General features: G+C 69.9%; 10 protein-coding genes and 1 tRNA gene. 5 read left to right on the top strand and 6 right to left on the bottom strand.

Annotated elements, in window-relative coordinates:
- Positions 1 to 2: 2 nt before the first annotated feature.
- A complete protein-coding gene (locus tag ACWDRB_RS29795; protein ID WP_449899101.1) occupies positions 3 to 1,106 on the bottom strand; it encodes a zinc metalloprotease in 1,104 nt (367 codons plus the stop codon).
- A gap of 210 nt (positions 1,107 to 1,316) precedes the next feature.
- Here ACWDRB_RS29795 and ACWDRB_RS29790 point away from each other — a divergent pair, with 210 nt between their 5' ends.
- A complete protein-coding gene (locus ACWDRB_RS29790; protein ID WP_449899098.1) occupies positions 1,317 to 4,319 on the top strand; it encodes a BTAD domain-containing putative transcriptional regulator in 3,003 nt (1,000 codons plus the stop codon).
- 47 nt (positions 4,320 to 4,366) lie between these two features.
- On the opposite strand, the gene ACWDRB_RS29785 is transcribed toward ACWDRB_RS29790, so the two are convergent.
- Complete coding sequence (locus ACWDRB_RS29785) at positions 4,367 to 5,095, bottom strand: AfsR/SARP family transcriptional regulator (protein ID WP_449899095.1); 729 nt, start codon at positions 5,093 to 5,095, stop codon at positions 4,367 to 4,369.
- Positions 5,096 to 5,230: 135 nt separating this feature from the next.
- On the opposite strand from ACWDRB_RS29785, the gene ACWDRB_RS29780 reads away from it, so the two are divergent.
- From ACWDRB_RS29780 to ACWDRB_RS29770, 3 genes are all read left to right on the top strand, one after another.
- Positions 5,231 to 6,010, top strand: a complete 780-nt coding sequence (locus ACWDRB_RS29780) for a hypothetical protein (protein WP_449899092.1) — start codon at positions 5,231 to 5,233, stop codon at positions 6,008 to 6,010.
- A 311-nt stretch (positions 6,011 to 6,321) separates the two neighbouring features.
- Positions 6,322 to 7,101 (top strand): exodeoxyribonuclease III, encoded by a 780-nt coding sequence (locus ACWDRB_RS29775; RefSeq protein ID WP_449899089.1) that lies wholly within the window; start codon positions 6,322 to 6,324, stop codon positions 7,099 to 7,101.
- A gap of 91 nt (positions 7,102 to 7,192) precedes the next feature.
- Positions 7,193 to 7,426 carry a hypothetical protein gene (locus ACWDRB_RS29770; protein WP_449899086.1) on the top strand — a complete coding sequence of 78 codons (234 nt, stop codon included), beginning with the start codon at positions 7,193 to 7,195 and terminating at the stop codon, positions 7,424 to 7,426.
- Positions 7,427 to 7,486: 60 nt separating this feature from the next.
- Here ACWDRB_RS29770 and ACWDRB_RS29765 read toward each other — a convergent pair whose 3' ends face one another.
- Positions 7,487 to 8,413, bottom strand: a complete 927-nt coding sequence (locus ACWDRB_RS29765; protein WP_449899084.1) for a cobalamin biosynthesis protein — start codon at positions 8,411 to 8,413, stop codon at positions 7,487 to 7,489.
- On the bottom strand, positions 8,397 to 9,179 hold the full coding sequence (locus ACWDRB_RS29760; protein ID WP_449899081.1) for a phosphotransferase: 783 nt from the start codon (positions 9,177 to 9,179) through the stop codon (positions 8,397 to 8,399). The genes ACWDRB_RS29765 and ACWDRB_RS29760 overlap by 17 nt, the downstream gene beginning before the upstream one ends.
- Before the next feature lie 1,092 nt (positions 9,180 to 10,271).
- Here ACWDRB_RS29760 and ACWDRB_RS29755 point away from each other — a divergent pair.
- Positions 10,272 to 10,345 (top strand) — tRNA-Arg (locus ACWDRB_RS29755).
- 212 nt (positions 10,346 to 10,557) lie between these two features.
- On the opposite strand, the gene ACWDRB_RS29750 is transcribed toward ACWDRB_RS29755, so the two are convergent.
- Together ACWDRB_RS29750 and ACWDRB_RS29745 are read right to left on the bottom strand one after the other, a co-directional pair.
- Positions 10,558 to 12,120 (bottom strand): tyrosine-type recombinase/integrase, encoded by a 1,563-nt coding sequence (locus tag ACWDRB_RS29750; RefSeq protein ID WP_449899078.1) that lies wholly within the window; start codon positions 12,118 to 12,120, stop codon positions 10,558 to 10,560.
- On the bottom strand, positions 12,113 to 12,331 hold the full coding sequence (locus ACWDRB_RS29745) for a helix-turn-helix domain-containing protein (RefSeq protein ID WP_449899075.1): 219 nt from the start codon (positions 12,329 to 12,331) through the stop codon (positions 12,113 to 12,115). Before ACWDRB_RS29745 ends, ACWDRB_RS29750 begins: the two co-directional genes overlap by 8 nt.
- Positions 12,332 to 14,077: the final 1,746 nt, after the last annotated feature.

The following is a 14,077-nucleotide window of genomic DNA, read 5'->3' as shown; positions in this document are numbered from 1 at the left end:
GCTCATCGGACCTGGCGGTTCCCGGCCACCACGTTCAGCGCCGCGCGGGTGTCCTTCAGCACCTCCTGGAGCAGCTGCTCCAGGTCGCGCTGCGAACCGTTGCCGGTGAGCCGCGTCTCGGCGGGGGAGGCGACGCCCGCGGGGATCCGCTCCTCGGCGCGCGCGGCCAGCTGCGGGACCAGGAAGGACGCCCGCGGGCCCTCCAGGCAGGCGTTCATCCGCGTCGACTGACCGCTGGTGAACATCATCATGCCGGCGTCGTCGGTGTAGTCCATGTAGTTCACGAACATGTCGCCGTGGGGGCCGTTGTTGCACGAAATATGGGGAAATATCGGTATTCCGGTGTTGTTGCCGGCCTGGTTCGGGGTGTCGGCCACCTTGTCGTCGCCGCTGCATCCCTCGCCGTCGTCGCCCCAGATGTGGAAGAGGTTCAGCCAGTGGCCGATCTCGTGCGTCGTGGTCCGGCCCAGGTGGAACGGCGGCGCCGCGGTGCCCGTGCTGCCGAAGGCGGAGTGGCGGATGACGACGCCGTCCGTGTCCGGCGGCCCGCCGGGGAACTGCGCGTAGCCGAGCAACCCGCCCGTCAGCTGGCACACCCAGATGTTGAGGTACTGGTCGCTGGGCCACGGGGCGGCGCCGCCGCTGGCGCTCGACTTCACCAGGTCGTCGAAGGTGAAGCCCATCCGCTGGGTCTCCACGCGGACGATCCCGTCCGTCGGCTCCCCGTTCGGGCCGCGGCTCGCGAGGTGGAACTCGACCATCGTGTCCGCCACCAGCGACCTCCAGACGGGCGGCACCTTCGTCACGTCGGGGTTGGCGGCCCGGAAGTCCTGGTTGAGGATCTCGATCTGGCTGTGGATCTGGTCGGCGCCGATGTTCTGTTCTGGGCGGGCCGGGTTGTGGACGACGTGCACGACGACGGGGATGCTGATCACGCCGACGCGGCTGACCATGCGGGTGCCGAGCCTGTACTGCGTGGCCTGGTTCTCGATGGACGCTCGCCGCGCGCGGTAGGACATGCTCTCGTTGAGCAGCCGGCGGTGCACGGGCATGGTGCCGCACAGGTCTCGCGTGAACGGTTCGGACAACTCTGACTCGTCCATCATGATTTCCCCCAGAAGTGAAGAGAGAGGCCGCCCGGCCGGATCGCAGAAGAAGGGCAGACCGCGATCCGGCCGGTCGGACGCTGATGCACTCGTACCGCGAACCGCCCGGTCGAAAGCCCAAAGGAGTGCAAGGCTTCCGGCTCGGATCCACGCGCACGCCGCTCTCCGTCCTGACCGGGAGCGGCCGGACCGCCGTTATGCTCGGGCCCGATGGACATCCGCGTGCTGGGCCCGGTCGAGGTCTACGACGGCGACGTCGAGATCCCGATCGACGGAGCGCAGCAGCAGTGCGTGCTCGGCCTGCTCGCCGCGCACCTCGGCGCGTACGTGCCGGTGGACCGGCTGATCGAGGCGCTGTGGGAACGCGACCCGCCCAAGACCGCCAGGACCATCGTCCAGCTCAAGGTGTCGCAGCTGCGCAAGACCCTGGGCGGGCGCATCGCGAGCACCACGGCGGGCTACGCGCTCGCCGTTCCGGAGGAAGAGGTCGATCTCGGGCGGTTCCGCACGCTCGCCGCGCAGGGGCGGGCAGCACAGCCGCGGGACGCGGCCGGCGCATGGGAGCGGGCGCTGGGGCTGTGGCGCGGGCAGCCGCTGCAAGGGCTCGGCACCGACTGGGTCGAGCGGCGGGTACGCCGCCCGCTGCTGCGCGAGCGGTGGGACCTGCTGGAGGAGCACGCCGCCGCGCTGATCGAGCTGGGCCGGCACCGCGAGGTCCCCGCGCTGCTGCAGGAGCTCAGGGACGAGGAGCCGCTCAGGGAGACGCCGCACGCGCTGGCCATGACAGCCCTGTGGCACGACGGGCGGCCGGCGGAGGCGCTGGAGCTCTTCCACGACGTGCAGCGACTGCTGGCGGGGGAGCTGGGCGTCGATCCCGGGCCGCGGCTGCGGGACCTGCACCAGCGCATCGTCGAGGGCCACCGGCCCGTGGTGCCGCGCCAGCTCCCCAGGGACGTCCCGTGCTTCGTCGGCAGGCAGGCCGAGGCCGAGCGCCTGAGGCACCTGTTGCACGGCGGCCGCGTGGCCGTGGTGACCGGCGCGGTCGGCATCGGGAAGTCGGCGCTGGCCGTGCACGTCGGCCACCAGGTGGCCGCCGAGTACCCCGACGGCCAGCTCCACATCGACCTCAACGGCTACGGCCAGGGCGAGCCGCTGCCGCCCGAGCGGGTGCTGCCCCGCCTGCTCGGCGCCCTCGGCGTGCCCGCCCCCAGCGGCGCCGCCGAGCAGCTCGACCTCTACCGCTCGACGACGGCCACCAGGCGGGTGCTGGTCGTCCTCGACAACGCCGCCCACGCCGAGCACGTACGCCCGCTGCTGCCCGGCGGCTCCTCCAGCGCGGTCATCGTCACCAGCCGCGACACACTGCGCGGCCTGGCCCTGCAGGGCGCGCAGACCGTACGGCTGGGCACGCTCACCCCCGGCGAGTCCCGCGACCTGCTGGCCGACCTCGTCGGCCAGGACCTGATCCAGGCCGACCCGGCGGCCGCCGCCGAGCTGGCCGAGCTCTGCGGCCACCTGCCGCTGGCGCTGGCCATCGCGGGCGCGAACCTCATCGGCCGGGCCGGCCTGCGCGAATACCTCGCGGAGCTCCTCGACGACCGCCTGAACACGCTGGCCGTCGAAGGCGACGCGCAGGCGACCGTGGCCACGGCCTTCGCCGGCTCGTACGCGGCGCTGACCCCGGACGCCCAGGTGCTGTTCCGGCGGTTCGGGCTGGTCCCCGGCTGCGACTTCACCGCGAGTTCGGCCGCCAGGCTCGCCGGTACGGACCCCGGCACGGCCAAGCGGCTCCTGGCCAGGCTCGCCTCGGCCCACCTGGTCGAGGAGCACGCGCCGGGCCGCTACCGCCTGCACGACCTGGTCCGCCTCTACGCCCGCGAACACTGCACGGACGCCGCCGACGACCCGGCCCGGCTGCACGCGTACTACCTGCACACCGCGCGGGCCGTCGCGCCGCTGCTGGCGCCCTCCATCGAGCTGCTCCCGCTGACGGGCGAGGACCCGCTGCGCGACGCGGAGGAGTTCGCCGACGCCGACGCGGCGCGCGCCTGGTTCCAGGCCGAGCAGCACAACCTGCTCACCGTGATCGACCACGCCCGCGGCCGGCTGCTCTGGCGGCTGGCCGAGACCCTGCGCGCCTTCATGTACGGCACCTACCAGCCCGACGTGATCATCACCGCGGCCCGCCGCGCCCTGGCCGCCGCCGAGCGGGCGGACGACCGCGCCGGCCAGGCCAGCATGCACCACACGCTGGCCAACGCCATGTTCGCGCTGAACGAGCCGCGGCCGGCCGTCCGGCACTACGAGCTCGCCTCCGACCTCTATGAGGAGGCCGGCTGGGGTACCGGCACGCTGCTCACGCTGACCAACCTCGCGGTGGCACGCTCCAGCCTCGGGGATCTCCAGCAGAGCCTGGAGAGCCAGGAGCGGATCATCCGGCTGTGGGAGAAGTTCGAGCCGTCCACGAAGCTGGCCGTGACCCTGGAGAACTACGCCATCAAGCTCCTGTGGGCCGGGCGTCCCCGCGAGGCGCTGGACCGGCAGCTCCGGGCCGTCCGGATCAGGGAGGAGCTCGGCGGGCAGCCGCCCTGGCAGGCCAGGGCGTACACCATCCTCGGCGACATCCGCGTGGCGCTGGGCGAGCTCGGGCCGTCCGTCGAGGACTTCGAGCGGGCGCTGGCCGTCGCCAAGGACCTCCAGCTCGCCGCGACGCTGTCCAGCGTGGCCTTCGCGCACCACCTGCGTGGCGACGGCGCCCGTGCCGCCGAACTGGCGCGGCGGGCCGTGGACATAACCCGGGTGCGCCCGCCGGCCCACGAGCACGAGGAGGCACGCAGCACGCTCGCCCGCGTGGACGAGTCGCTCGACCTCGGCGAGCGCGTCGGCATGCTCAACGAGGTGCTGGCCGTCTATCGGGACCGCACCTACCCCTACCTGGAGTCCCGGGCCCGGGTGTGGCTGGCCGAGGTGCTGGTGGACGGCGGGCGGTGGGACGAGGCCGCCGCCGTGGCCGGGCAGGCGCGCGAGGCGGCCGTGCGGTACGGGCTGCGGCTGCTCGAAGGCCAGGCGCTCACGCTGCTCGCCCGGCTCCACGTACGGGACGGCTCGGCGGGAGAGGGGCGCGACTGCGCCAGGCGGGCTCTGGAGGTGCACCGGGAGTTCGGCCACCGCCTCGACGAGGCCGCGGCCCTGGCGGTGCTCGACGAGGCCTGACCCGCCTCACCGGCGGGTGGCCCGGCTCACCGGCGGGGTGGCCCGGGTCAGGGTGGGCCGGCCAGCAGGGTCGCGAACGTGGCCTGAAGCTCCGTCCCCGGGTCCACGCCGAGCTGGTCGGCCAGCAGCCGGCGGGTGCGTTCGTACAGCTCGAGCGCCTCGGCCTGCCTCCCGAGCCGGTAGAAGGCCGTCATCAGCAGCGACACCAGCCGTTCCCGCTGCGGATCGGCCGTCACGCTCGCGCGCAGCGGCGCCACCGCGAGCTCCGGACGGCCCGTCCTGAGCCGCCTGCGGGCCAGCTCCTCGACGGCGGCCAGCCGCGCCTCGTCCAGCTCGACCGCCGCCACCTCCAGCGCCCTGCCGCCCCCCGAGCCGCCCAGCGCCGGGCCGCGCCACAGAGCCAGCGCCTCGTCCAGCAGCTCGGCCCCGGCCTCGTCGCCGAGGCCCGCCGCCTCGGCGACCAGGCGGCGAAAGCGCAGCGCGTCGACGCGTTCGGGGTCGGCACGCAGCACGTACCCCGAGGCGTCCCGTTCCAGGCGCACGCCCGGCAACGTCCGGCGCAGCCGGTAAACGTGTCCCTGCACGGTCATCCGCGCGCTGTCCGGGGGAGTTCCCTCCCATACGGCGTCGACCAGCCGCTCCACCGGGACCGGACGGTTCAGGTCCAGCAGCAGCGCGGCCAGTGCGTAACGACGCTTACGCGGCCCGATCTCCAGGCGGCGTCCCCCGACACAGGCGTCGATGGACCCGAGCAGGCAGTACTCCAAGTGATCCATCTGTCCCAGGATGCTCGGAACCGCTAAAACCCCGCTAAAGACGGCGATGGCACCGTACTCGCACCAACAGAACGCCAATGCGCTCTGCCAGGGTCTTTCACTCACGCTCTAGGCCTACACAGGAAGAGACCCAAGTTGATCACGAAGAAGGCCGCGATCGCCGTGCTGGCCGGCTCGCTCCTGGCGGGCCCGGTGGCCGCCGTCGCCCTGACACAGCCGGGCGCGGCCGTCACAGCCGCCCACACCGCAGCCGCCAAGGACCGGCTCGGGCCCGGCGAGTGGCTGCTCCCTGGGCAGTCGCTGACCTCGGAGGGCGGCCGGTTCAAGCTCGTCCAGCAGGCGGAGGGGAACCTGGTGTTCTACGAGGGCACCAAGGCGCTGTGGACCTCGCCCACCTCGGGCAAGCCCGGCGCCCGCGCGACCATGCAGAAGGAGGGCAACCTCGTCATCTACGGCGCCGACAACAAGCCGCTGTGGTCCACGCCGACCGCCGGCAACCCCGGCGCGTACCTGCTGCTGCCCAAGGAGAGCGGCAACCTGGTGATCTACAGCCGGGACAACCGGCCGCTGTGGTCGTCCAAGGCGTACATCGGCAAGCTGCCCTCGGGGCACGTGCTCCGGCCGGGCCAGGCGGTGCAGTCGAGCAACGGCCGCTACCGGCTGATCCAGCAGGACGAGGGCAACGCGGTCCTGTACGACGGGCAGCGCAGCCTGTTCACCACGCCGACGGCCGGTCACCCCGGTGCCCGGTCGATCATGCAGGCGGAGGGCAACTGGGTGGTGGTGGACAGCGCCAACAAGGCCCTGTGGACCACCAAGACGGCCGGCAACCCGGGGGCGTGGCTGGCGGTCAGTGATGACGGGCGGATCATCATCTACTCCCGCGACAACAAGCCCCTCTGGACCAGCCGCTGACCTGATCCCGGTCTCGCCGCCTTCTGGAGGGTCTGTCCGGCGGTCACGGGTTTTCCCATCCGATGGCCCAGAAGGCGGCGTAACGGCGCCCGGCCCCGCACACCTCGTGACCGTCTCCCTGGACAGAGCCCGGCCACGTGCGGGGGGTGGGTTGCCCGCCGTAAGCGTAAAAGCTGGAGGAGAGCACCACGCGCGGCGGGTGGACGGGCCGCCGTGAGCGGAAAAGCTGGAAAAGAGCACCACGTGCGGCGGGTCGGTGGTCCGCCGTGGGTGGAAAAGATGGATCTCCGGAAGAGTGGCAGGCTGGAAGGATGCGCCTAGCCACGTGGAACGTGAACTCCGTCAAGGCCCGGCTGCCCCGCCTGCTCGAATGGCTCGCCGAGGCGAAACCCGACATCCTCTGCCTCCAGGAGACCAAATGCTCCGCGCAGGCGTTCCCCACGGCGGAGGTAGCAGAGCTGGGGTACGCCGCCGCGGCCCACGGCGACGGCCGGTGGAACGGCGTGGCGCTCCTCTCCAGGGTCGGGCTCGACGACGTGATCCTCGGCTTCCCCGGCGAGCTGAACGGCGTGGAAGCCGTGGCCCCGGAGGCCCGCGCCATCGCCGCCACCTGCGCGGGGCTCCGCGTCTGGTCCCTGTACGCGCCGAACGGCCGCACCGTGGACTCCCCGCACTACGCGTACAAGCTCGCCTGGTTCGCGGCGCTCCGGGACGCGCTGGCGGCCGAGACGGCCATGCCGCTGGCGGTGTGCGGCGACTACAACGTCGCCCCCACGGACGCCGACGTATGGGACCCGGCGCTGTTCGTCGGCGCGACCCACGTCACCCCCGCCGAACGCCGGGCCCTGGCCGACCTGCGAGCCCTGGGACTCCACGACGTGGTGCCGACGCCGATGAAGGGCCCACACCCGTTCACGTACTGGGATTACCGGGCCGGGATGTTCCACCAGAACCAGGGCATGCGCATCGACCTGGTCTACGCGAGCGCGGACGTCGCCGGGCGGGTGCGGTCGGCGTACGTCGATCGCGAGGCCCGCAAGGGCAAGGGCCCTTCCGACCACGCCCCGATCGTCGTTGATCTCGGACCATAATTCAAATCACAAACCGCGTCCGTCCGAGTATCCTGTTTTCTCAAATGTCTCGGGGGATTGAGTAGCTTCACGGCCCACAGGGGGGATCTCCGTGGAACCTGCAGACGGTCGCGTCATTCTATTCATCATCATCGCTCTCGCCGTGTTCGCCCTCGGCCGCCGCTTCCAGACGATGATCATCATGCGTCAGGTGTGGAAGCAGAGCGCCAAGCAGGTCACAGCCAGGAAGGCGGTCGCGAACAGTGCAGCGAAGGCGATGATCGGCATCAGTTTGCTCGCGCTATTCGTGGTCTGGCTGGTGCTCAACCTCAACCGCGTAATGTGAAAAGCAATCAATAGCTGATTACCGCGCAATTGCGCGGCCGTCCGCAATCCTCCCGATGACCTATTTGCGGCGATTTCGCAGGGCCCAAGCCGTCAGCACGGCCGCTCCGGCGGCGGCCAGGCTGACGGCGCGCGTAAGACGTACCGCGCGGCGGATGTCCTTGACGTCGGGCTCGGGTCCGTCGCCCATGGTGGGCCGGTGCTCGGTCCTGCCCTGGTAGACGTTCGTGCCGCCCAGGGTGACGCCGAGCGCCCCGGCGAAGGCGGCCTCGCACCTGCCGGCGTTCGGGCTGGGGTGCCGGTGGCCGTCCCGCCTGAGCACCGCCAGCGCGCGGCCGGGGTCCGGCCCGGTCAGGACCGTGAGCAGCCCCGTCACCCTGGCCGGTACGTAGTTCGCCACGTCGTCGAGCCTCGCCGCCGCCCAGCCGAACCGTTCGTAGCGGGGGGAGTGGTGGCCGACCATGGCGTCCAGCGTGTTGATCGCCCGGTACGCCAGCAGCCCCGGCACGCCCGCCACCGCACCCCAGAGGAGCGGGGCCACGACGGCGTCGGAGGTGTTCTCGGCCAGCGACTCGACCGTGGCCCTGGCGAGTTCCTTGGCCTCGAGGTGGGAGGGGTCGCGGCCGCAGAGGTGGGGGAGGCGGGCCCTGGCCCGTTCCAGGTCGCCGCCTTCGAGGGCGTCCGCCATGTACTCGCCCTCGCGGGCGAGCGTGGTGCCGCCGAGCACGGCCCAGGTGGCGACGGCTGTGACGGCCGTACGGGCGTGGGGGATCCGCTGGGCGAGTACTCCGAGCGCGGTCGCGCCGCCGACGCAGATGGCGACATGTGCCACTCCGTGCGCCTTCTTGTCTGCGTACAGGGACTTCTCCACCCTCGCGGCGACACGCCCGAAGACCGCGACCGGATGGGCGGCGCTCCGCGGGTCGGCGATCAGCCGGTCGAGGGCCACCCCGAGGGCGATCCCCAGCGGGTCACACCAGGTGGGCATGGAGCTCGTCTTCGTGTACGTCCAGCCAGGCCGCCGCGCGGCGGATGCGCTCGCCGGCGCCGCCCGCCCACATCTTCGCCCAGTTGCCGCCCGCCGAGGCGCGGGTGCGCATGACGTCGTAGGAGCGGTGGAAGCGGAGCCTGGCCAGTTCGAGGAGGCGGCGGCGGTCGCGGGGCGGCACGCCGTACGCGTCGCAGAAGAGCCTCAGCCGCTCGCCCACGTCGAGGTTGCGGAGCAGCGGGGACCGGTCCACGGGGTCGGAGATGGGAGCCCAGTGGCGGAGCGTGGTGACGATGTCGAACAGCCGCGTGGTGGGGCGCGCAAGATCGAAGTCGATCAGCGCGTGGGGCCTGCCCTCGCGAAATATCACGTTGGCTGGCGTTAAATCACAATGTCCGATGATTTCTGGCGCTTTGTCATCATTCGACCCGCCTTCCCACCCCTCCAGGGACAGCGGGAACCCGACGGTCGCGTCATGAAATTCCCGAAGCAGCACCGCAAGCCGGGCCAGCGCCTCATCACTCACGCTCTCCAGCCGCAACCCGGTCGTCCCCGGCAGATACGTCAGGATCTCCCGCCCGAGCCCGTCCATCCCCACCACCCGCGGCGCCCCTCCGAACCCACGGGCCTCGAGGTGCCGGAGCAGGGCATGCACGGCGGGTGTCGACGTACTGGCCGGTCTACGCACGGTGTCACCGACCCGCACCACCCCGTCAGTCACGTCCCCGCCCTGCAACGGAATCTCATGCAGGAGCGTCGCGACCATGCCACGAGAGCTTAGACCCTTTTGCCCCACCCCCGCCCACCCTTTCCTCCAGCTCCAACCTTCCACCCACCCTCCACAACAACCTCCCCCATCACCCCTCCCCACCAGGCGCCCCCTCCTGCCTCTTCACCCACCGCACCAACCCCCCGCCCCATCCCCACAGCCACCTGCTCCTGCGTTGTGGGCTCTTACGCCGCGGGGCGCTGCGCGGCCGGGCGTCGTGTCGTGGGGTCCTGTGCCGCGGGGGGTCCTGGGCGGCCGGGCGCTATCGTGCGGGGTGCCGCGCCGCGGGGTCCTGCGCGGCCGGGTGCCGTGCGGTGAGGACCTGTGCCGCAGGGGTCCTGGGCGGCCGGGCGCTATCGCGCGGGCTCCTGCGCCGCGGGGTCCTGCGCGGCCGGACGCTGTGCCGCGGGGCGCAGCACCGCAGAGTCCTATGAGGCTGGGTCTTCAACGCCACCGCTGGCGCGATGCTCGGCGAGAACTCCTTCGACCTCCTCCCCAAACCCCTGGCGGAGGCGTTCGGCGTACCCTCGCCGATGCTGATCGTCGCCCCAGCGTTCCCGCCCATCCCTATCGCCGAACGCTAGATGACCAGGCCCGATACCCACGTCGCCCGCCACCACGTCACCCACCACGGCGCCTGTCCCCACGCCGATGTCGGCCTCCCCACCGACGCTCCAATCGCCCCCAGCCACCCGGACGGCCCCGCGCCCAGACGTACACCTCCCCGAGGCTGGCCGCAGCGACAGGATTAACCGCTCACAACTTCCCGAACGGTCACATTCCTCTACGACACGCCCGCCGCCGCATCCCGACCTTCCTGCTCCTGGACGCGTCGCTCCCCTGACCTCCCTCATCACCATCCCGGACAGCACCCGGAGCGCCTGCCCGGGTCTTTTCGCCGGTTTCCTCCCGTATCTGGCCACCTCCGATATCGTCCCAGAGACCCCCACGCCCTGCTCGGCCACTGGTTCGACCCTGACTCCTACCACCTTGGGGGCGCTGTTCATGGTGGGTGTGATCGGCCTGACAGACTGACACGAGGAAAACGTGTGCGTGACATGTCGCCGGATCATGCACAATAAGGCGGGAGCGCCCTTAGCTCAGCTGGATAGAGCACCGGACTTCTAATCCGACGGTCGCAGGTTCGAATCCTGCAGGGCGCGCTTTGATCATGTCCTGACCTGCTGTTTTGCGGGATCGGATGCGTTCTAGAATTTTCGTCTGGCGGTTGCGTGCTCCGTGCGTGCTCGCGCGCACCAACCCCGCACGCACCATGATCCACATCGGCGTTCTGGGGACTTCCTTGGCAAAGGAAACGGCCCCGTCTCGCCGTGCAAGCGCGGCGATCACGGGGCCGGTCTCCTGATGTTGCGGGTCAGGCCCGCAGCGGGATCACCTCTCCCGGCTCCTCCTGGTCCTCCTCCTCGGCGAGCAGCAGGGCCGCGGTCTTCTCCGCGGCCGCCATCGCCACCTCGGGGAAGACCGAGGTGTAGGTGTCGGCCGTGAAGGAACTGGAGGTGTGCCCCAGCGTCTCCTGCACGACCTTCATCTCTACCCCGGCGGCCAGCATCAGCGAGGCAGCACCGTGACGGAGATCGTGGAGGCGGACGGGTGGTAGCCCGGCGAGGTAGGCCAGCCACAGAAACTGGTCGGTGACGTGCTGGGGATGCAGCCGATCTCCATCCGATTGAGTGAAGACGAACCCGGTGTCCCTCCACGCCTCGCCCATGGCCAGTCGTTCCGCCAGTTGCCTCTGCCGGTGCGCACGCAGCGTCGAGGCGGTTTCGGCGTCCAGGGCGATGGTGCGTACCGAGGCGTCAGTCTTGGGCGTGCCTTCGTGGACCTGCCCGGCCAGCTGCACCAGTTGCCAGTTGATCGTGATGGTCTGGGTGTCGAGGTTGACCTCCTTCCAGCGCAGCCCGCACGCCTCGCCCCGGCGCAGCCCGCGCAAGGCGATCAGCCGGTACAGGGCGAAGAGGCGGTGCCGCTGGGCCTCTTCCAGGAACAGCCGGGTCTGGGCCGGCGTCCAGACCATCACCCGGGAGGGGCGCGGCGTGGCGGTGTAGGCGTCGATCGGATCCACCCGCCTCCCGTCACGGCACTGCTTCTCTGCACGCAGGCGCTCGTGGAAGGCGGTCTGCCAGTCCTGGACCCGGTCGTCGGTCCACACCAACGCTTTGGGCCGGGTCTTGGCCGGCAACTCCAGCACGGCGGCGGGATTGAAGTCGAGCAGCCGGTCTTGCCTGATGGCCATGTTCAGGGCGTGTCGCAGGGTGGCACGGATGCTGTGCATGGTGGCGATGCTGACCGGCCGCCGATACTTCACGCTGGCCCGCACGCTCGGGTCAGGGCTGGCGCGGCGTTCGGCGATAGCGTCGCTGAACTCTTCGATCTGCTCGAACATCACCACGATGTCGCTGACCTTGAGCCGGTCCAACGCCAGCCGGCCGAGGTAGGGGATCAGGTAAAGGCGGATGTGACCCTCGTAGGAGCGCCGGGTACTCTCCTCGATCTTCCGCTTCCGCTGGAGGAACTCCTCCAGCCACTGCTCCACGGTGATCTCCTGGGTCAGGTCCAGCCCGGTTTTGATCTTGCGGCGGACCATCTCCATATTGGGCAGCGTCTTGGTCTCGGCCAGCGTGCGCTTGATCAGATCGGCGATCTGGGTGCGGGTGGCGGGCTCGCGCGGCCCGGCCAACGCCAGCAGGGCCCGTACCTGTGCGAGTTCGGCTTCGGCGTCGTCTTGGCTGGTGAAGCCGCCGCGGCGGAGCGGGCCGCGGCGCTTCCCGTCGGGGGTGGGTGGTAGTTCGATCTGGTAGTGCCAGGTGCCGTGCCGGTGGTTCCATCCGCCGCCGGGGCGGCGCAGCTTGGGGCATTTCTGCCCGAAGTCCTTGCCGTCGCCGTCGCGGCAGCGTTTGAACGTGCTGCCTTCAGCCATCGGTTGTCCTGTTCTCCTCGATGAGGGTGTGATCGCCGAGCAGTGCGAGCAGGGCAGTGGTGGGCACCAGGTACCTTTTGCCGACGCGGATGATCCGGCAGGGTAAGTGGCCGTCCCTGGCGAGCTGGTAGGTCGTGGTGCGTCCCAATTCGAGCGCCCGTCCCGCGGTGACCACGTCGACCACGGCTGGTAGTTGCTGGATCTCGGCCAACGTCAGCGCGCCTCATCGCCGGTCTCCAGGCCGAGAAGGACGCGCGACTTCCGTGAGCCCGCCCGGTACGGTCGGAGCAGTGCAGGTGATCGGCTGAGCATGATTTCCACAGCTGTCCACCGCCCCGAGTGCGGTGCCGGGCACGACGTATCGACGCCCACCTCGGCGGCGGCACTCAAGCCCGATTCGATCGTCGCGACGGGAGCCACGCATCGCATGGCACTGTGAGGCGCGGCGACGATGATGAGCAGCCCGTCGGGGGTGCCAGCGTGGATCGGGAGGTTGTGCGCTCGGGGATGGTTGCGCACGGCGGACAAGCGAAAACAAGCCCCATCTGGTGACCGACCCTGGCCTGAGGTGCTCAGCAGACCCTTGATCGCGTTGAGGCAGCCCAGGCGAGCCGCTCGGCGGCGCATGCCAGGGCCTGTTCTGACTGAGGTCGTTAGGCCTGATGGGCGTGCTGAATGACGAACCTCGAAGGGTGATGTGGTTGGGTCGTGTCATGGTGATGTGGCCCGATCATCCGAGCCACCTGGTCCCTGTCACTCTTTAAATACCTGCCTCCAGGTACGAATCCGGACACGAGTGCAGGCAAAGAACGGACAAGATCGCGCTCCGTAACGCGGTGTATCTCTTTCCGGCGGGCCGCTGCTGCCCATGCACTCCGTTGCAGCCCGAGACTACGTGTCTGATTCGCCGGCGCCTGGTGGTGGCTCACAACCAACGATCGCCCTCATAGATCGGGGCGGGTTGAGCGTTCGACTCGCAGGCGCCCTTGACGCTAACAAGAGGGCTCGCATTAGGAGAGCGGTGGCTGTACGGCTGCCTTGCGTTCTCTGACCTGTGCATATGCTTCGCGTCCTTGGAGTCAGCTGAAAGATCATCCCGCACATGTCCCGCATTCGTCGTGCCAACGTGAACCTGTGGGGTAGTTCCTGTAGGAACTCGTACCAGCAGCGGTCAGGGTGTCGGGGTTGGGAAGGCAGTCAGGTCACGCGAGGCCGCTGGCAACGCGGATGAGGCGCACCAGACGTCCGCCTGGGACATTTTCAGGACTTTGAGGCCTGGCGGCGCTCCGCATGGACGACCTGCACGATCAGATTCTGAAGGCCTCGAGCCAGCGGATCCCGCGGGCAACTGCAAATGACCGGAAAACGCGCCTTGGCACCTCTACCCGCTGACGTCGGCAGGGTTGTTGCAGCAGTCGAAATTTCCTACGTTGAGGTTCATGAAGACGACCCTCGTGGAGATCCTTCCCCCTCAGCTCCGTGACTGGTACAAGGATCGGAACGGTACGGCTGCTCAAGGGGGTTGCAGTCAACACGGAACTCCTCCATGTCACGATGCCATCGTCGCGAGTGTGGTGCTTGCCAACGCTGGAAGCGAGAACATTCAGTGGGCTGTCTGCCAACGAGGTCTTGACGAACTCACAAGTACCCGGCAGGCAGGGGAGATCTGATCCGCAGCCAGTTCGAGATCTTCCACGGGAGGCGGCCGTTGCCGCAAGCCCCTGGCTGGCTCCCCTTCTCGCTTAATGGGCTTCCAAGCGGTGCTGTCAACCTGAAACCAGGGAGACTTGGTTATGCGGTGGCGGTCTCCTGGCGCCTCGCCTTGGCCGTTTCGGGGCGAGTTTACGGTCTTCCCGCAAACTATGGCCGGCTCGGCGAGTGCCGCTCGATATCGAGTGCTATCCGAGATGGGGCCACGGGCCTGCTCAGAGGCGAGTGGCTCTATGGCAGGTCAGGC

The sequence above is a fragment of the Nonomuraea sp. NPDC003707 genome (assembly GCF_053587055.1).
Note: the sequence above shows the minus strand (reverse complement) of the source record. Positions and strands in the feature narration are given on the sequence as shown.

Bases quoted from the DNA above. Each gene is read 5' to 3' on its own strand.
- ACWDRB_RS29795 (WP_449899101.1), bottom strand. From the start codon at position 1,106: ATGATGGACGAGTCAGAGTTGTCCGAACCGTTCACGCGAGACCTGTGC.
- ACWDRB_RS29790 (WP_449899098.1), top strand. From the start codon at position 1,317: ATGGACATCCGCGTGCTGGGCCCGGTCGAGGTCTACGACGGCGACGTC.
- ACWDRB_RS29785 (WP_449899095.1), bottom strand. From the start codon at position 5,095: ATGGATCACTTGGAGTACTGCCTGCTCGGGTCCATCGACGCCTGTGTC.
- ACWDRB_RS29775 (WP_449899089.1), top strand. From the start codon at position 6,322: ATGCGCCTAGCCACGTGGAACGTGAACTCCGTCAAGGCCCGGCTGCCC.
- ACWDRB_RS29765 (WP_449899084.1), bottom strand. From the start codon at position 8,413: ATGCCCACCTGGTGTGACCCGCTGGGGATCGCCCTCGGGGTGGCCCTC.
- ACWDRB_RS29760 (WP_449899081.1), bottom strand. From the start codon at position 9,179: ATGGTCGCGACGCTCCTGCATGAGATTCCGTTGCAGGGCGGGGACGTG.
- ACWDRB_RS29750 (WP_449899078.1), bottom strand. From the start codon at position 12,120: ATGGCTGAAGGCAGCACGTTCAAACGCTGCCGCGACGGCGACGGCAAG.